General features: G+C 64.1%; 14 protein-coding genes. 6 read left to right on the top strand and 8 right to left on the bottom strand.

Annotated features, from left to right (window positions below):
- Positions 1-63: 63 nt before the first annotated feature.
- A complete protein-coding gene (locus WN73_RS40480) occupies positions 64-972 on the bottom strand; it encodes a DUF2189 domain-containing protein (RefSeq protein WP_028171859.1) in 909 nt (302 codons plus the stop codon).
- A 334-nt stretch (positions 973-1,306) separates the two neighbouring features.
- Between WN73_RS40480 and WN73_RS40475 the strand changes: the two genes are divergently transcribed.
- Positions 1,307-1,708, top strand: coding sequence for a DUF3597 domain-containing protein (locus WN73_RS40475; protein ID WP_028171860.1), 402 nt, complete (start codon positions 1,307-1,309; stop codon positions 1,706-1,708).
- A gap of 52 nt (positions 1,709-1,760) precedes the next feature.
- Here the strand turns inward: WN73_RS40475 and WN73_RS40470 are convergent, their stop codons facing one another.
- On the bottom strand, positions 1,761-2,036 hold the full coding sequence (locus WN73_RS40470; RefSeq protein WP_028171861.1) for a GNAT family N-acetyltransferase: 276 nt from the start codon (positions 2,034-2,036) through the stop codon (positions 1,761-1,763).
- A 104-nt stretch (positions 2,037-2,140) separates the two neighbouring features.
- Here WN73_RS40470 and WN73_RS40465 point away from each other — a divergent pair, with 104 nt between their 5' ends.
- On the top strand, positions 2,141-3,076 hold the full coding sequence (locus tag WN73_RS40465) for a tetratricopeptide repeat protein (protein WP_028171862.1): 936 nt from the start codon (positions 2,141-2,143) through the stop codon (positions 3,074-3,076).
- 194 nt (positions 3,077-3,270) lie between these two features.
- Positions 3,271-3,669: an SPW repeat protein gene (locus WN73_RS40460; protein ID WP_038967269.1), complete on the top strand. Its 399-nt coding sequence runs from the start codon at positions 3,271-3,273 to the stop codon at positions 3,667-3,669.
- 49 nt (positions 3,670-3,718) lie between these two features.
- On the opposite strand, the gene WN73_RS40455 is transcribed toward WN73_RS40460, so the two are convergent.
- The 5 genes from WN73_RS40455 to WN73_RS40435 all read right to left on the bottom strand — a co-directional run bounded on the left by WN73_RS40455 (position 3,719) and on the right by WN73_RS40435 (position 11,932).
- Positions 3,719-3,994 (bottom strand): GNAT family N-acetyltransferase, encoded by a 276-nt coding sequence (locus WN73_RS40455; RefSeq protein ID WP_028171864.1) that lies wholly within the window; start codon positions 3,992-3,994, stop codon positions 3,719-3,721.
- Positions 3,995-4,005: 11 nt separating this feature from the next.
- Entirely contained in the window at positions 4,006-4,521 is a 516-nt protein-coding gene (locus WN73_RS40450) for a DUF3828 domain-containing protein (protein ID WP_028171865.1), read from the bottom strand.
- A gap of 135 nt (positions 4,522-4,656) precedes the next feature.
- Complete coding sequence (locus WN73_RS40445; protein ID WP_011087483.1) at positions 4,657-5,508, bottom strand: outer membrane protein; 852 nt, start codon at positions 5,506-5,508, stop codon at positions 4,657-4,659.
- Between the two features lie 109 nt (positions 5,509-5,617).
- Complete coding sequence (locus WN73_RS40440) at positions 5,618-11,194, bottom strand: tail fiber protein (RefSeq protein ID WP_053815132.1); 5,577 nt, start codon at positions 11,192-11,194, stop codon at positions 5,618-5,620.
- Positions 11,195-11,566: 372 nt separating this feature from the next.
- Entirely contained in the window at positions 11,567-11,932 is a 366-nt protein-coding gene (locus WN73_RS40435; protein ID WP_028171867.1) for a hypothetical protein, read from the bottom strand.
- 94 nt (positions 11,933-12,026) lie between these two features.
- On the opposite strand from WN73_RS40435, the gene WN73_RS40430 reads away from it, so the two are divergent.
- The 3 genes from WN73_RS40430 (at position 12,027) to WN73_RS40420 (ending at position 15,107) form a co-directional block, all read left to right on the top strand.
- Positions 12,027-12,524 carry a hypothetical protein gene (locus tag WN73_RS40430; protein ID WP_028171868.1) on the top strand — a complete coding sequence of 166 codons (498 nt, stop codon included), beginning with the start codon at positions 12,027-12,029 and terminating at the stop codon, positions 12,522-12,524.
- A 105-nt stretch (positions 12,525-12,629) separates the two neighbouring features.
- A complete protein-coding gene (locus tag WN73_RS40425; protein WP_271557883.1) occupies positions 12,630-14,237 on the top strand; it encodes an acyl-CoA synthetase in 1,608 nt (535 codons plus the stop codon).
- A gap of 9 nt (positions 14,238-14,246) precedes the next feature.
- The gene (locus tag WN73_RS40420) at positions 14,247-15,107 is read left to right on the top strand and encodes a PCC domain-containing protein (RefSeq protein ID WP_271557881.1); all 861 of its coding nucleotides are present in this window, start codon (positions 14,247-14,249) and stop codon (positions 15,105-15,107) included.
- A 16-nt stretch (positions 15,108-15,123) separates the two neighbouring features.
- Here the strand turns inward: WN73_RS40420 and WN73_RS40415 are convergent, their stop codons facing one another.
- Positions 15,124-17,187, bottom strand: coding sequence for a DUF1217 domain-containing protein (locus WN73_RS40415; protein ID WP_110116101.1), 2,064 nt, complete (start codon positions 17,185-17,187; stop codon positions 15,124-15,126).
- Positions 17,188-17,401: the final 214 nt, after the last annotated feature.

The following is a 17,401-nucleotide window of genomic DNA, read 5'->3' as shown; positions in this document are numbered from 1 at the left end:
GCAAGGCGCATGACGGGGGCCGGTCCCGCCCGGAGCCGGGCAGGACCGGATGTCACGAGATCGTTAGGCGTCTGTCCGATTCCGCCACGGGAAGAGGTTGGCGGGGAAGTCGGCGGCGGGCTTGCGCGGACGATGCGGCGGAGGCGGCACAGGCCGGGCACCGGGATCGGACACGATCACCTTGCGGTAGAGATGCCAGGTGGCATGGCCGAGCAGGGGGATCACCACGGCGAGCCCCAGGAACGCCGGGATCGTGCCGAGCGCCAACAACACCGCCACGATCAGGCCCCAGGCCGCCATCGGCACCGGGTTTTTTGCGACAACGCGCAGTGAGGTGACCATGGCCTCGAACGCGCCGGCATGGCGGTCGAGCATCAAGGGGAACGACACGGCGCTGATGCAGAGCGCGGCGAGCGCGAACAGGAATCCGGTGCCGCAGCCGACCACGATCAGCCACCAGCCCTGCCGGGTCGTCAGCACGCGCGTAACGAAATCCGAGATCCCGGTCACGCCCTCATAGCCGAAGGCTGCGACATAAATCGCCTGTGCGGTTGCAACCCAGGTCACGAACAGGGCGAGCAGCAATGTGCCGAGACCGAGCATGGCACCGAACGAGGGCGAGCGCAGCACCTCCATGGCATCCCAGGCGCTGGCCTCTTCATGGCGTTCGCGACGGCTCGAGAGCTCGTAGAGACCCAAGGCAGCGAAGGGCCCGATCAACGCGAAGCCCGCAGCCAGCGGAAACAACAGCGGCAGCACCGAATAGCCCATCACCACGCGGGCGAGCACGAGGCCCAGCACCGGATAGATCACGCAGAGGATAATGGCGTGGCTCGGAACCGCCTTGAAATCCTCCCAGCCGCGCCTCAGCGCGTCATGCAGGTCGGATAGCTGGATGGTCCGGATGGTTGGTCCCGCCGCATCAGCGGGCGGGGCCATTGTGGGCACATTGCCCTGGTAGAGTGTGGCCATGGTCGCTAGCTCCCTTGCCATGCGGCCGCATCCAGCGCCGGCAAACGGCGCAAGCGGCCGCTCTTCTTGGATGATCGCGATCCCAACCAGGCGCGAATTCCGGAAGGCATCGCGAGCTGAATAGAAACCGTACTCTCAATTCCGAGTCCTGTCCCTCACGCTTGGGTGAGATTCGATGCCGCACCGCAACCTCGACGATGTCATTCGGCCGTCATTTCGCCGCAGATAAGCTGATGCTGGTTGTCGGTTCGCATGATCCGCGGGCGCAACGCAGAAACTTCGTCTATAAGTGCCACTCAAGGCCCTTCCAACGGATCCTTTTCGGGGAGAAGACATGAGCATTTTCGGGAAAATCATGAGCGCGATCTTCGGTAGCCAACCGGCTTCCGCCGCGCCTGCCGGTGGCGCAGCGCCGGCCGGTGCCCCCGCAGGGGCCGCGCCGGGCGCATCGGCGCCGGCAGCCGCGCCCATGGCGTCCGTCGACGTCGCCGCCATCGTCGACAAGGCGGTCGCCGCGCACAAGGGCGAGAAGCTGGAATGGCGCACCTCGATCGTCGATCTCATGAAGGCGCTCGACATCGACTCGAGCCTCGCCGCGCGCAAGGATCTCGCCCGGGAGCTCGGCTACAGCGGCGACACCAACGATTCCGCGAGCATGAACGTCTGGCTGCACAAGCAGGTGATGTCCAAGCTCGCTGCCAATGGCGGCAAGCTGCCGCCTGAGATCAAGCACTGACCGATCGCTCGGACGCAGCCAAGGGCCCGCGAGATCGCGGGCCCATTTGCGTTCAGGCAACGAGGTCCGCGTCCTCCGGATGCTTGTCGAGATAGTCGACGACGAAGCCGCAGCCGGCGATCACCTTCCTGCCGTCGCGGCGGATCAGCTCCAGCGCGCCCTTGACCAGCTCGGAGGCTATGCCGCGGCCGCGCAGCGCGCGCGGCGTCTCGGTATGGGTGATGATCACCGCCGACGGCGTCAGCCGGTAATTGGCGAAGGCGATGTCACTGCCGACATCGAGCTCGAAGCGGCTCCTGTCTTTGTTGTCGCGTACCGATGCCGCCATGCGTAATCCTTCCGAAGCGATGTCTGCGCTCTGATCTAGGCGCCTGAACCCGCCCTTGCCAAGGTGCGACCAAGGGAGGTTGCCGCAGGGGAGATACCCGAAAAATGCGCGTCCCGCTCAGCATCATGGCGTTGCTCGCTGCGCTCGCCTCGACGGCGCCAGCGCCGGCGTCGGCCGAAGGCGGTCCGGCCTGGGACGCCTGCGTCGGATTGACGAGCACGCCGGACGAACGGGTCGCGGCCTGCTCGAGCGTCATTGACACGAAGAGCGAGACCGGCCGCAGGCTCGCCGGCGCCTATTGCAACCGCGGCCATGGCCTCACCGAGAAACGCGAGCTCGATGCCGCGCTGTCCGATCTCGACGAGGCGGTCAGGCTCGATCCGGCCTACGCCTGCGCCTACAACAACCGCGGCCGCGTCTACAGCTTCAAGCGCGACTATGATCGCGCCATCGCCGATTACGACGAGGCTATCAAGCTCGATCCGTCGCTGGCGCTCGCCTACAGCAATCGCGGCGAGTCGCGCTTCAACAAGGGCGACCTCGACGGTGCCATTGCGGATTTTGACGCGGCGATCAAGCGCGATCCCAACTATGCCACCGCCTACGCCAATCGGGGCTTCGTCTACGCCCGCAAGCACGACACGGCGCATGCGCTCGCCGACTACACCATGCGGATCAAGCTTGCGCCCGATCTGCTCGCCTATATCGACCGCGGCAACGTGTATCGCGACAACGAGCAGCTCGACCGCGCCGCCGCCGACTATGGCGAGGCGATCCGCATCGCACCGACAGATGCGCGCGGCTGGCGCAATCGCGGCATGATCCGTCTCTTCCAGGGCGACAACAAGGGCGGCCTCGCCGACTACGACAAGGCGCTGCAATACGATCCGTCCGACGTGTTCTCATGGAGCAACCGCGGGCAGGCCCGCTTGCGGCTCGGCGACAAGCAGGGCGCGATTGCAGATTTCCGGAAGGCGCTGGAGTTGCGGCCCGGACTGCCCGTCGCGCATGATGCACTGCGAAAGCTTGGGGCGCTGTAGCCGGTGTGAATTCTTGACCCGTTGGACGTCACGTGGCGACCGCAAAAAATCCTCAGTGTCGCTCTTGCAAGTTCCACCGCGGTTCCCACGTCCTTGAGAGGACATACGCCCGAATGCGGCCGGCACGGTCGCTAGACATTCGGAGTGTCGTGATCGCCAGCCGCAGACGTATGCCTCTTTTGCAGGAGGTTACGATGTCGGACTTTGGTTTCTTGAATACTCATCGAACATGGGAAGACTGGTGCGGGATGCTGCTCGGTGCGCTGATTGCTGCGTCGCCGTGGTTCCCAATCCAGGATAGCTCGGGGATTGCCGGACACGACACGATGGTCCTGAACACGGTCGCAGTCGGCCTCGTCGTATTTGGCCTCAGCCAGCTCGAATATGTCGCCTTGCAGCGCTGGCAGGAGGTGGCGACCATCCTGGTCGGGCTGTGGCTCATTGTCTCGCCCCTGGTGCTTGGCTATTCCGGCGAAGGTTTTCTCCGGATCTACCACACCAGTCTGGGCGCAGTGGCGGTGATCCTGGGCGTACTCCAGTTGTGGCAGGACTGGGACATGAGTGACCAGGATTTACTGAAGCATGGGCAATAGGCTGCGGATTTCGGCAGGCCCGCCGCGCGATCGGTGGGCCTGCGCTCGCTCATCTCTTCACCAGATCCGCATAGTCCGGGTGCTTCTCGATCCACGCCTTCACGAACGGGCATTGCGGGATCAGCTTCAAGCCGGCGGCGCGGACCTGATCGAGCGCGCCTTGCACTAGTTTCGAGCCGACGCCCTTGCCGCCGAGCTCCTTCGGTACGTCCGTGTGCTCGAACGTGATGACGTTGCCGTCGAGCTTGTAATGTTCGGTCGCAAGATATCCCTCCACCTCCAGCTCGAAACGGTGATGGGCCTTGTTGTCGATGACGTCGCTCATGTCGTCTCCGGTCAGCTCTTCAGCGAGTCCGTCAGCATCTTGCGGATCGACCAGGCTTCGCCGTCGGAGGAGCCCTTGATGTCGTCGATCCGCCAGCTCCCAGCCTCGCGCACGAAGTCGTAACGCACGATCAGGTCGGCGGGTTTGCGGTCGTTGCGGTGCCCAGTGATGGTCACCGCAAGTATCGCCTTGTCGGCCTCCATCTTCTCGGCGTCAACCTTGAACGACTTCACGTCCGGTTCCTGCGAGTTGGTGACGGGATCGAAATCGACCGGTCCGACGTCGCCCTTGCGCGTATGCGCATCGGCCTTGGCCCACAGCGCGACCAGGGCCTTGGAGAGATATTTGGCCTTGGCCGCCTTGTTCTCGATGATGAAGGCACCGCCGCCATCGCCCTTGCCCTTGGCGGCGCGGGTGTAGATCGCAGTCAGAATAGCGAGCGGTTCACTGGTTGCGGGAGCCTGGGCGAGGGCGGGGCCGACGCCGGCGAGGAGGACAGTAGCGATGAGGCTGCGACGGGTGAGCATGGAGTGTCCTGGTTGGGGTGCGCACGTCAGTAGAGCTTGATTGCGCCCGGCAGGTTCAAACGCGAAGGCCGATCAGAGCGGCTCTGATCGGCCTCGGCCATGCGTGCACGGGTCGGCGGACCCAGGGCGTCTTGATCAGTATTTGGCGACGACGGGGCCGGCCGAGAAATGATAGTTGACGCCGACCCGGGCGATCTGCTCGCGGAACGGGGTCGATGTCGTGAACACGATGGCCGGAACGGTGGAGGAGGCGACGTTCAGCGTCCGCCGGCCAAGGTCGACGTAAAGGTACTCGGCCTTGAAGCTCCAGTTCGGCGCGAACATCACTTCGGTGCCGGCGCCGGCGGTCCAGCCGGTGCTCGTCCCCGAGGAGGCGCCGCTGGCGCAGATGGTCGCGCCCACGATGCATCCGCCGGTCACGTCGGTGGTGCTGAACGAGGATTTGGTGCGGCCATAGGCGAAGCCGCCGGTGCCGTAGAGCAGCCATTGCGGCGCTACCAGCACGCCGACCCGGCCACGCACGGTGCCGAACCAGTCGATGCCCTTGCTGACCGTCGTCGAGGTGGCATCGAAGCCGACCGGTGCGAGCGCCTGGGTGGTCGTGCCCTTGACGTCCGCGCCCTGGAAGTCGGCCTCGAGGCCGACCAGCCATTGCGGGGCGACCTGCCAGTTGTAGCCGGCCTGGACGCCGCCGATCACGCCTTTCGCCGACGGCGACAGCGCGGTCGGAAATGAACCGGCCGCAACCAGCGCGGCGAGCGGGGCCGCCAGTGCCGGATCGGTCGACAGGACGGAAATACCCGTGGAGCCCGTGCTCCAGTCGTAGCCGACATTGCCGCCGACATAGAAGCCATTCCAGGTCTGAACCGGGGCGATCGCCTTCACCGGCATTTTATAGGTCGGGGCAAGATCCGCGGCATGTGCCGTCCCCCAAGCCGCCCCGACAGCCACGACGCCCGCAAGCACAAGTTTCTCGAAATTTTTCATTGGCCCAATTCCCCGATTCCGACGTGGTTTTACGCTACATGGCGGCTGAACGCTGTGACCAATTGGCAACTCCGGGTCGGGATCGGAGCGCCTTCAGGCTGGATCGCACTCAAACCAGATGGAAATTGGCCGAGGTCAGGCTTGCCAACGCGGTGTTGGTGATGGTGACCACGTGAGTAGCGTCGAGCGTGAGCACGGTGTCCGCCCCAACCTGATGCAGGTCCGCGAAGACGTTGGCGAGACTTCCGAACTGCGACGCCTGCAGCTGAATGTCGTTCAGGGCCGTATGGAAGTTGTTGATGGTGTTGTGACCGAAATCGCCGGCGAACACGAACGTATCCCGGCCGTAATTGCCGGCAATCAGCGTGTCGCCGGGGCCGCCGATCAGGATCTCGTGGGCGTTGAAGGTCGAGGCGGCCGTGATGGTGGCGCCGCCAGCGCTGCCGTCGAGGACGGTATTGCCATAACCGGTGGTGGCGGATCCGCCGGCGGGAACGAGCACGAAGTTCTGGTTGCCGCCGATCACCTGGACGGTCAGCGTCGATGTCGAGGGCGCCGCATGGCCGTTGCTCGCGGTGTAGGTGAAGTTGTCGTAGGCGACGCCGGTGACGCCGCCGCTGGCAGCGTAGGAATAGCTGCCGTCGGCATGCACCGTGAGGCTGCCATAGGCGCCTGCGATGCTGTGATCGACGGCGCCGGCGAGCCCGTTGACGGCGCTGACCACGACGTGATCGGCGGGGTTGGTGTCGGTGTCGTTGGCGAGCAGGCCGTGCGCGGCATCGGCGGTGACGGTCTGGCCGGCGACGACACGGTTGCTGTCTGCGTGCGCCGTGACGAGTGAATCGATCACGGCAAGTCCGGTGAATGTCGTGGCGATATTGCCGAGATTGGCGGCGTTGCCGGCGAGGTCGCCGATCGCTCCGCCGTGCAGATCTATGCCCGTGACCGCCAGCGCAGATGTGAGCGTGTCGCCGGCTCCCACCGTGTAGTTGAACACGAGCTTGCTGGAATCATGCAAGGCCGCGGTCGCAGCCGCATCGAAGGTGGCGATGCCGTTATCGTTGAGCGAGAGGGTGGGCGCACCGCCCGACAAGGTCACGGCTTCGGCGAGAGCGACCGTGATCGTGACAGACTGGCCGGCTCCGACCGCGCCGCTCGCGGGCGATGCGCTGACGGCGACGATATCCGGCGCGTGCGTGTCGATCTGCAAGATCCCGGCGGGGTTGACGGTGCCGCCCGGCAAGGTGAGATCGTTTCCGGCGAGGTCGCGGATGGTCCCTGCATTGAGCAGGATCTGGTTGACCGAAAGATCGCTCGTGTTCTCACCCGCAGCCACGAGATAGCTGAAGGTCAGCACGCTGCTGCCGCTGCCGCCCGCATAGGTCGCGACGCCGCCATCGTTGAGCTGCATGGTCGGCGTGCCGCCGGTCAGATCGACGTTGACCGCTTCGCTGAGATTGAGCGTCAGGATGACGCTATGGCCGGCGTTGAGATCGCCGCTGCCTGCGACGATGCCCGCGCCCGAGGTCGCGATCGACATCACCGTCGGCGCGATCGAATCCACCCGAACGCCGGCGGTCGAGCCGACATTGTTCAGCGTGAGCACGGCGGCGTTGCCGACCGCGTCCTTGATCGTGCCGCCATTGAGAACGATCGCACTGCCGAGCGCGACGCCATTGGCATCGCTCTCGCCGGCAGCCACCGTGTAGCGGAAGGTCAGCGAGGAGGCGCTGCCTTGGCCGACATATTGGGCTTCGACGAGGCCACCGGTGTCGAGCATGATCGCGACTTCCGGGGTGCCCGTCACCGACACCGCCTCGCTGAAATTGACCGTGAAGTCGAGATTCTGACCGGCGACGTAGGTACCGTTCGCGGGCACGCTCACCGACGTCACGGCCGGGGCCGTATGCTGAACGGTGTAGACGTCGCCACCGGTGAATCCGTTCGCCACGGCGTTGCCGGCGGCATCGGCAATGCCGGTGCCTGAAGCGTTCAGGTCGAGGCGCAGCGTGCCGTCGCCGGTCACGCCGTTGACGGTCACGGTATAGACGTTGCCGCTGACGGGCGTCACGACGATGCCGGTGTCGGTGACACTGCCGGTGCGGGTCGCCGTGAAGTCGCTCGCATCGACGCCGGTGACGTCTTCCGAGAACGTCACCGTGAACTGATCGCTTCCGGCATTGTTCGGGTTCGAGCCGTTCGCGACGATCGACGAAACGCTCGGAGCGGTATGTCGAATGGTGTAGACGTCGCCGCTCGAGAAGCCCGCGCTGGCGCCATTGCCGGCAGTGTCGGTGACGCCGCTCGAGCCGCTCTTGAAATCGAGGCGCACGGTGCCGTCGCCGGTGACGCCGCCGACAGTCACCGTGTAGGTCTTCCCGTCGGCGGAGGTGATCTGGCTGATGCCGGTGGTGGAGAGGGCGATACCACCCGGTGTGTTGGTCGTGGTCAGGGTGAAATCGGTGGCGGTCAGGCCGCTGACGCTCTCCGAGAAGGTCACCGTGAACTGTTCGGTGCCGGCGTTGTTCGGGCTGGCGCCCGACGCGGCAATCGACGTCACGGTCGGAGCGGTGTGATCGATCGTGTAGGTCTGTCCGGTGAAGCCGGCAAATATGGCATTGCCGGCGCGATCGGCGATGCCGGTGCCGGACGCGTTGAGCTTGAGGCCTAGCGTGCCATCGCCCGTGACGCCGGTGACCGTCACCGTATAGACGCTGCCGCTGAAGGGCAGCACGACCATCCCGCCATATGAGACGGACCCGCCGGTGACGATAGTGAAGTCACTCGCGTCGACCGCGCTCACGATTTCGGAGAAGGTGACGGTGAAGGTATCGCTGGTCGCGTTGCTCGGATTGCTGCCGGCGGTATTGATCGACGAGACCACAGGTGCGGCGGTGTCGATCGTCAGGTGCAGGTCGGTGGCTGTGCCGGCCAGCACGGCATCGTTGCCCGAGCCGTCCTTGATGGTGCCGCCGTTCAGGAGAAGGTTCTGCACCTGCAGATCACTGCTGCTGTCGCCGGCCTGCACCGTGTAGCTGAACGTCAGCGCGGTGCCGCCGCTGCCGCCTTGATAGGTCGCGATCACATTGTCGCTGAGCTGGAGCTCTGGCGCGCCGGTGACATTCACCGGGTCGGTGAAGGCCACCGTAATGGTGACGACCTTGCCGGCATTGAGATCGGTCGCATTGCCCGTCGTCGCCGCCGTGACCGAGCTGACGAGCGGAACGTGGAGCAGATTGACCGTGCTGGTCGCGGTGTTGCTGGTCCCGTTGCTGGAGGAGCCGTCGGTCACGGTCCATTCGATGGTCCGGGAGCCGGGCGCGGTCGATCCGGGGGCGCTGAACGCGATCGATTCCAGCACGGTCTGGTAATGATCGAGCGTGTCGGTGCCGCTCAGCGTGAGCAGGCCGGTAGCGGCGTTGTAACTGCCGGTGATGTTGTTCTGGCTGATGAAGCTCAACGCATCGCCGCTGACGAAGCCGCTGGCAATCTTGATGGTCGCGCCGGTCAGATTGCCGCCACTGTCGGGGTCGGCGACGATCAACGTGCTGTCGAGCAGGGCTGCCACACTGCCGACCGGATAGTTCAGGCTGGCACCTGCGGTGACGGTCGGCGCGGTATGGACGACGCCGAGCACGCTCGCCGTCAGAGGCACCTCGCTCGAGATGAGCGTTGTGGAGGCGGTGCCGTATTGCTCGCCGAGCTCGACCTGATTGCCCTGGGAGTTCGTGCCCACGCTCGCGACGGCGCGACCGGTCAGGTCCGGGAGGGCGAAGGTGGACTGGCCGTCGCCGCCATAGGTCGTTCCGATGAGCGCAAACAGGACCTGGTTCTGTGAGATCGACAGTAGCTGGCCCTGGCACTCGGCCCAGCCGTGCGCCAGCATATAGTCGAGGTCCGTGCCGTTTCCGGCGTAGGAAATGATCTCGCCGACCCATGGAGCGGAGTCCGAGTACGAGCCGCTCTGGGAGGGAAATATTCCTTCGAGAGAGATCAGACAGTGCAGAGCGATGGAAGGCTGGTAGTTGCTGAAGTCGGCTGAAGCCCCGACTGGATGGGGCAGGTTCAACGTCGAGAGCGTGGTCGTGTCCTGGCCGATGACCGTGCCAAGTTGGAAATCGCCGATCGAGTTCGTTCCGACCCCGATGATGGTGCGGCCGGTGAGGTCCGGCAGCGCGAACGTCGTGACACCATCGCCGCCATACGTCGTGCCGATGGCGTTATAGAGGTTCGGATAGTCGGCGATGTTCAGCACCTGGCCAGCCGCCAGCAGATATCCTGTCGGCGCAAAATTGCTGAGAAACGGGACAATTTCGCCGGCTACGTCGAGCCAGTTCGAGGCTGAGCTCGCGCCCGGTCCGCCGGTGTTGATGAGATAGTTGATGGTCAGCGAAGGCTGGTCGTTGGTGAAAGCCTGCCCCGCGCCGAAGCCCGAGGGCAAGTTCTGGGTCCCCAGCGTGACCGTGTCCGTGCCGTAATTGGCTCCGAGCGAAAGATTCGCGCTGTTCTCGGAGCCGACCGTGAGCTTGGCCTGGAGGTTGGGTAGCTCGAAGGTCGTCTGTCCGTTGCCGCCATAGGTCGTGCCGAACAGCGAGAACAGGGCGGTGTTCTGGGCGATCGACAGCAGCTGCCCGCTGGCAAGCGCCGTGTGGTTGGGAGCAAGGCTTCCGGCGAAGGTCCTGATGGACCCGAGATCGATGGTGCCGGGATCGGACGTGCCGTCTCCATGCGAGGGATAGGTGCCTTGAAGCGGGATCAGCTGGGTCAGCCCGAGTGAGGGCTGATCGTTGTTGATCGGGGATGCCGTGATGTTCGTGTTCGTCCCGTCCGACACCTGCCAGGTAATATCGCGAACCTGGTGCGTGCCGCCGTCGGTCGGATCGCCGTTCCCCGAAAAACTGTAGGTGATCGAGCGCAGCGCATCCTGATAGTCGGCGACCGTATCGCTCCCGCTCAGGGTGAGGATGCCGTGCGCGGCGTCGTAGCTGCCGTGAATGTTGTTCTGGTCCGTGAAGTTCAGCGTGTCGCCCGCGACGAAGCCGACGAGACTCACCACGGCCGATGAGAGTGTTGAGGAGGCGCTGTCCGTTACGATCAGGTTCGGTGCGATGGACACGGCGGCGCCACCGCCGTGGAACGTCGCTGACGTGCCGGGGGTCAGGCCGATGATGCCGAGCGTCGTGCTGAAATTTGCAAGCGCCTGCTCCGCGAAGGGCGCGCTAACGGCAGCCGCTGCCGGGGTGGTCGAGACGTCGAGCGTCCAGCTTGCGGGATCGGCATTGCCGATCACATGCGTCGCCCCGTCGACGGTGACGCCGCCGGCATAGGCGGAGAGGTCGGCGATGAACTGGCTTCCGGTCGCGCCCGCGGCCGTGTCGCAGGCATAGAGGGCGAGAGCTCCGTCGGATGCGAGCGAGGCGCCGATCGCGGAGAGTACGGCGGCATCGTTCGCGAGGTCCGCGTCGTGGATGACGGATGAGCCGATCTCAATCTCGCCCGGAGCGCCGTGACCGACGATCGAGATCGACGCGAGCCCGGTCAGGCCGTTGTTCTTGAGGATGGTTGCGATCTGGGCGAAGCCGTCGCTGGCGCCGTTGAGGACAAAGGCCTGTTCGTCCGGGGCCAGCCCGTCCAGCAAGGCATCGATGTCGGAAACGCGGGAATCAATGAAAACAACTCTTCCCATACTCACCACATTCCACGCCGAAACGGCGCATATCCACCCGGGAGCCAGCCGCCGGGCCAGCCAAACAAATGCATTAAGCAGCGATTAACTAGCGTGAAGCTTGCGCCGGAACAAGCCTGCGCGCGGCACATGCAACCGGAGCGCGACCGCCGTCCTGCGAGGCAAATGTCGCGTTTTTCCGCGTTTTTTGGCGATAGTTGTTTGAAAACGAGACATCGCGCAGGGCGCAGCGCTTCGCCGTAGATCAATGGCGGTTGATCATTGCGCGCACGATCGCACCGATCCGTGTCGGCGCGCGTGACCGGCTCGTTGCCCACCGGCTCCGGCGCGGCGGTCTCCCGGCCTGGCTCGGCCGCTTCAATCCGGTGTGTTTCAGTCCGCGGCCTTGGCCACGCGCGTGTCCTCGCTCGGCTGTTGGCGGACGCAGCCCTGGCAGATGACGAGGGCGCGGTTGACCCTGGCGTCCTGCTCGGCCTCGATACCGTCCTGCGCCTGCCACCATTCCTTCGAATAGGGCTGAAGTCCGGCTTGCGAACTGTTGCGCTCGGATACCGCGGCGGATCGCGTTGTTCGCGATGGCCCCGAGGCGGGGCGCTGCTGATTGGGATCTTCGCCCGCACCATCCCAGGCAAAGCGGGCAGGCTTGAAGGCCGGATCGGAAGCGAGATGCGCCTGCGGCGCGACGGCACATCCGGCAAGCGCCAGCGACAACAGGAGGAAGGCGGGCGCTTTGACCATGATGCGGCACTCTGTACGCGAGAACTGGCTGAGGTTGCGCCGATCATGTTTAAAAATCCCTGAACGCCTGCGGCATCGCCGACGACCAATGCGCATGCGCTGTTTCATCCTCCTGCTCGCTCTGCTCGTCACCGCTGCGCGCGCCGACGACGCAAGACCATTCAACCCGGCCGACTATCCAGCCGGTGTGCAGAAGGCGCTGCGCTACGCCAACGAGGAATGCGACAGCCAGGACGGTGGCGCGGTAACCTTTGCGCCGGACACGGTGCGCCGGATCGACCTGACCGGTGACGGCCGCGACGACTACATCGTCGATTTCCGCGACACAAAATGCGGGGAGCGCGAGACCACTTATTGCGGAACCGGCGGCTGCGTCATGGACATCCTGGTGACGCTGCCGGACGGCAGCGTGCGCCCCGTGTTCGACGGCTATGTCCGCAGCTACAAGATCGTGACGTCGCCGGTGAAGCGCGGCGCCGCGCGCACCATCCGGTTCGATCTGCATGGCAGCTATTGCGGTGGTTTTGGCGCGCAGGCCTGCGTCAAGGAGAAGACGATCACGGCGACGCCGTTCGCGTTCAAGCAGCCGTAGAGCAGGTGCGCGGCCGGCGGCCTTGCGGGGGTGCGGGCGTTGGCGATAAATGGGCAGCAAGGAGCGGGCGGCTTGCGCGCCGTCCGCAGTCGAAGAGGAAGCCCCATGCAGCCCCTGCGCATGTCCCGCCGCGTCATGAATCTCGCTCACATGCTGACCCAGAATGCGCGGCGGCATGGATCGCGTCCCGGTTTCGTCTGGGGTGACAGGTCCTGGACCTGGCGCGAGATCGACGCCCAGGTCTCGGCACTGGCGGCGGCGCTCGCCGCGCGCGGCATCGCGAAGGGCGACCGCATCCTCGTCCATTCCAAGAATGGCGACGAGATGTTCTTCTCGATGTTCGCGGCGTTCAGGCTCGGTGCGGTCTGGGTGCCCACCAATTTCCGCCTGATGCCGGACGAGGTCTCCTACCTGGCCCAGGCCTCCGGCGCGAAGGCGTTTCTGTGCCACGTCGATTTTCCCGAGCACGCGGCGGCCGTGAGCGGCGGCGCGCTTGCGTTTACCTGGAGCATTGACGGCAAGGGCGCGTTCGGTGAGACGTCGGTTGCAGATGCCATCGCATCGCATGCGGGGCACGTGGTCGAGAACGTCGCTGTCGAGCACGACGATCCCTGCTGGTTCTTCTTCACCTCCGGCACCACGGGCCGCTCCAAGGCCGCGGTGCTGACCCACGGCCAGATGGGCTTTGTCGTCACCAACCATCTCGCCGACCTGACGCCTGGGGTCACCGAGGACGACGCCTCGCTGGTGGTGGCGCCGCTCTCGCATGGCGCCGGCGTGCATCAGCTGGTGCAGACCGCGCGAGGTGTACGCACCGTGCTGCTGCCGACCGAGAAATTCGACATCGACGAGGCGTTCCGCCTGATCGAAAAGCATCGGGTCAGCAATCTCTTCACCGTGCCAACCATTCTGAAGATGATGGTCGAGCATCCCGCCGCCGACAAATACGATCACTCCTCGCTGCGTCACGTGATCTATGCCGGCGCGCCGATGTATCGCGAGGACCAGAAGGCCGCGCTGAAGAAGCTCGGCAAGGTCATCGTGCAGTATTTTGGACTGGGCGAGGTCACCGGCAACATCACCGTGCTGCCGGCGGCGCTGCACGACCCCGAGGACGGCCCGCATGCGAAGATCGGCACTTGCGGCTTCGAGCGCACCGGTATGCAGGTCTCGATCCAGGACGACGAGGGCCGCGAGCTCGGGTCGAACCAGAGCGGCGAGATCTGCGTGATCGGTCCTGCGGTGCTCGCCGGCTATTACGACAACCCCGAGGCCAATGCGAAGGCGTTCCGCAACGGCTGGTTCCGCACAGGCGATCTCGGCCACATGGACGAGGAGGGGTTCGTCTACATCACCGGCCGTGCTTCCGACATGTACATCTCCGGCGGCTCCAACATCTATCCGCGCGAGATCGAGGAGAAGATATTGACGCATCCCGCGGTCGGCGAGGTTGCCGTGCTCGGCGTGCCCGATGCGACCTGGGGCGAGGTCGGCGTGGCCGTCTGTGTTGCGCGCGAGGGTGCGACGGCCGTGACTGAAGCGGAGATGGCGGCGTTCCTGTCGCCAAAAGTGCCGCGCTACAAGATGCCGAAGCGGTTCTTCTTCTGGGAGGCGCTGCCGAAGTCCGGTTATGGCAAGGTGCCGAAGCGCATGGTGCGTGACGAGCTCGAGGCGCGCGGATTGCTCGACCTCGACAAGACGAAAACAGGCTGAGCGAGGGTCATGCGCAGCATCAAGCAGCCGGGCGCACCTGGCGCGGAACGCATCCAATGGGTGGAGGCGAGGGGACGCGCTTTCACGTTCATGCTTGAGGCAGGCGTGCCGCTGCTGGAAGCCGCACGCCGCGGCTTTGCGGGGGAGGGTTTTGCCGGCGGCGTGCTGAACTTCGGCCGCGGCACGCTCGGGCCGTTTGCCTATGTGATGCCGGCGCTGTCGAAGACCGGCGAGAACGCCGCTTTCTACAGCGAGACGTTCCGGCCCGAGGGCGTGACGCGCACGAAGCTCGGCCGCATGACGCTCGGCACGCGGGACGGCGCGCCGTTCTTTCATTGCCATGGGCTGTGGACCGAGGCAGACGGCAAGGCAAGTGGCGGCCATATGCTGCCGGACGAGACGATGGTGACTGAGCCGTTCGAGGTCGAGGCCTTCGGCCTCGACGGCGCGATGTTCACGGCCGAGCCCGATCCCGAGACCAATTTCAAGCTGTTCGGACCGGTTGCGGCTGCGAGCACTGGTGCGCGCGCGACGAGTCGCGCCTTCGCGCTGCGGCTGCGCCCCAACCAGGACTTCGCTTTCTGCCTCGAAGGCTTTTGCCGCGCGCACGGCATTGCGCGCGCGAAGATTCATGGCGGCGTCGGCTCGACCGTCGGCGCGCGCTTCACCCATGGCGGCGTGACCGAGCCGTTTGCGACGGAGCTTGCGGTGACTGCGGGGGCGATCGCACCGGGCCCTTCGGGCGCACTCGAAGCGGCGCTCGATGTCGCGCTGATCGACTACACCGGCGGTATCGCGGAAGGCCGCCTGATCCGTGGCGACAATCCCGTGCTGATGACCATGGAATTGGTGCTCGAGGTGTTGAGCTAATCTCGGCGAGCGATCGTCAGTGAGAACGTAGCTTGGCAATGGCCAAGTACGTAGAGTCACTTAGCCCCGAGCCGGATCCCTGAAAGAGATTGAGCAAGGGGGATTGTCCCTGACCGATGCTCTGGCCGTTTTTGACGTCATACATGGCGGAGAAACGGCCCAGCAGCTTTTCGACCTTCGCGGGATCGGAAAGATCTTTGATCTTCATGAATTTGTCCACGAACTTGGCCTGCTGGTCGATTGGCATCGCCGCCATCGAGTCAGGCAAATTGAAGGTGGTCCTGAACACCTCCGAAAGAGCCTTGTCGGCAAGGATGTCGTATGCGGACGTGATCTCCCCCGCCTTTCGCTGGAAATAGAGCGCTAGGCGCACGCCGGGATTCGTATCCCCCTGCTGCTGCTCGAGGCTTTGCTGGAGATAGTTCGCCTGTGTTTCCCGCAGCTGGACTTGCTTCTGAGGACCAACCATCGCAAGGCGCGCGACATTGCCCTTGCTGTCGAAATTGAACGACGCCGCGATCTCGGCAAAGCGATGATCGCTCTCGGTGTTCGCGAAGCTCTTTGGATTGTTCAGATCGGACGCGAATATCTTCTTCAGATATTCGGTGCTGACCTTCTTGGGGTCCAGGCCCTTGGCGACGAGAATGAAATCGACCATCTTCCGGTTCGCAAGCAGCTCAGAAACGCTGTCGATGCCTGCGATGGCCTCCTGATAGGACGTCGCGTCTTTCTGGGCCTGTTCCCGAACCGCTTTCTGCTGCTCAGGGCTTGCCTGTTTCAGCACTGCAATGACGTAGTCCTTCGCGGTCTGGAGGACTTTTGCCGAGTCCTGAGCCACCAAGGGGGTCGTCAGATTGCCCTTTGCGTCGAAGTTGAAGGCGCGCGCGAGCTCGACGTATCGGTTGTCCTTGAGCGTATAGACGAAGCTCTTGGGATCGCTGAGATCGCTTTCGAGGGCCGCCTTGACGGTGGCCTGCGAGACCTCTGCAGGATCGAGGCCGACGGCGCCCAGCGCAAAATCATACACGGCTGGAGTCGATACGAACGCCTGGACTGAATCGATCTTGCCGATCGCGTTTCTGAATTGAACGGTTGCGAAGGCCTCATTCAGGGGACTTGCCGCCGCATAGACGTCGGACTTGCTGTCGTCGAACCGCTTTGTCGTGAGCGTGACGTTTGCAGCAGTCTGCGCGGGCACACCCGACGGCAGCGACCCGTCAGCCGAAAACTCGAACGCGCCGGCCAAGTCTACAAAGCCACCTATCGTCGCGATCTGGTCGTTGAGGCTGGAAATGCTCTTCGTGTACGACTCCAGGTGATATTTTTCGACCAGGATCTGGACGTTCAACTGAGCCACGTCGGCGCCCGGTTGCGAGAGTTGGGCCGTGTAGTCGGCGATCTTCGTATTGGTGGCGCTCACGTCCGATTTGGCTTGAGCGAGCTGGGCGTTGAGGCCGGTCAACTGAGACGCGAAGGCGGTGTTGACGTAGCTGTTCGGATCGGATGGGTCGCTGCGCAGGACCTGGCTTATCGTGTCGGGCGGCCACTTGCTTTGATCGATCCCGAATGCCGAATAGACATAGTTGCGGAGACGATCGTTGTTCAGCAGCTGATCAGCACTGCTGATGCTGCCGATCTGGGCGCTGTAGTATTTCGTATCGTCCGCAAGTGCGTCGACCTGGCTCTTCTTGGTCGCCGTGTACAGACCGATCGTCTCGTCGGTCTGGTTCTCCGATTGCGCAACCGGCGTCGCAGTGCCGTTGAAGGAAAATGCCGCGGCAAACTCCCGGTAACGCTTGTCGACCAGCTTGTTGACAAAGCTCTTTGCGTCGGAGAGGTCGCTCTCCAGCACCTTTCTCATGAAAGCCTTGGCGTAGGCCATGTCTTCCAGGCCATACGCCTTCAGTGCGTAATGATACAGGCGATAATCCTTCATGAGATCATCGACGGTCTTCACCTTGCCGATGTTGGCCTTGTAATAGGCGGCCTCTCGCGCGACGTCGGTCTGCTGTTCGACCCGCGTCAGGGATTGCTTGAGATGGTGCGAAATGTAGTTGTAGCTGAAATACGTTGATACCATCGCGCATTCCTCGCGGCTTCTTACGGTCCTGGACGTCCGTCAATCATTGCCGGGTCGCGAGGTGGGGGCTGGCCTCATGCCAACAGATTGTCTCACAGCAACGTCTTCTTAAGGCGATTCTAGAGTACAATCTTAAGTTTTAGTTTGCGTCCAAGTGACGCGTGCCGAGTTTTGTTGCTGTATGTTTCTCAGATGCAGCTTTCGCGAAGATTGT

The sequence above is a fragment of the Bradyrhizobium sp. CCBAU 45394 genome (assembly GCF_028128655.1).
Lineage (GTDB): Bacteria > Pseudomonadota > Alphaproteobacteria > Rhizobiales > Xanthobacteraceae > Bradyrhizobium > Bradyrhizobium diazoefficiens.
This window is presented reverse-complemented; position numbering and strand designations above follow the sequence as displayed.

Excerpts from the sequence above, each read along its gene's own strand:
- WN73_RS40480 (WP_028171859.1), bottom strand. The coding sequence starts at position 972 with ATGGCCACACTCTACCAGGGCAATGTGCCCACAATGGCCCCGCCCGCT.
- WN73_RS40475 (WP_028171860.1), top strand. The coding sequence starts at position 1,307 with ATGAGCATTTTCGGGAAAATCATGAGCGCGATCTTCGGTAGCCAACCG.
- WN73_RS40470 (WP_028171861.1), bottom strand. The coding sequence starts at position 2,036 with ATGGCGGCATCGGTACGCGACAACAAAGACAGGAGCCGCTTCGAGCTC.
- WN73_RS40465 (WP_028171862.1), top strand. The coding sequence starts at position 2,141 with ATGCGCGTCCCGCTCAGCATCATGGCGTTGCTCGCTGCGCTCGCCTCG.
- WN73_RS40460 (WP_038967269.1), top strand. The coding sequence starts at position 3,271 with ATGTCGGACTTTGGTTTCTTGAATACTCATCGAACATGGGAAGACTGG.
- WN73_RS40455 (WP_028171864.1), bottom strand. The coding sequence starts at position 3,994 with ATGAGCGACGTCATCGACAACAAGGCCCATCACCGTTTCGAGCTGGAG.
- WN73_RS40450 (WP_028171865.1), bottom strand. The coding sequence starts at position 4,521 with ATGCTCACCCGTCGCAGCCTCATCGCTACTGTCCTCCTCGCCGGCGTC.
- WN73_RS40445 (WP_011087483.1), bottom strand. The coding sequence starts at position 5,508 with ATGAAAAATTTCGAGAAACTTGTGCTTGCGGGCGTCGTGGCTGTCGGG.
- WN73_RS40440 (WP_053815132.1), bottom strand. The coding sequence starts at position 11,194 with ATGGGAAGAGTTGTTTTCATTGATTCCCGCGTTTCCGACATCGATGCC.
- WN73_RS40435 (WP_028171867.1), bottom strand. The coding sequence starts at position 11,932 with ATGGTCAAAGCGCCCGCCTTCCTCCTGTTGTCGCTGGCGCTTGCCGGA.
- WN73_RS40430 (WP_028171868.1), top strand. The coding sequence starts at position 12,027 with ATGCGCTGTTTCATCCTCCTGCTCGCTCTGCTCGTCACCGCTGCGCGC.
- WN73_RS40425 (WP_271557883.1), top strand. The coding sequence starts at position 12,630 with ATGCAGCCCCTGCGCATGTCCCGCCGCGTCATGAATCTCGCTCACATG.
- WN73_RS40420 (WP_271557881.1), top strand. The coding sequence starts at position 14,247 with ATGCGCAGCATCAAGCAGCCGGGCGCACCTGGCGCGGAACGCATCCAA.
- WN73_RS40415 (WP_110116101.1), bottom strand. The coding sequence starts at position 17,187 with ATGGTATCAACGTATTTCAGCTACAACTACATTTCGCACCATCTCAAG.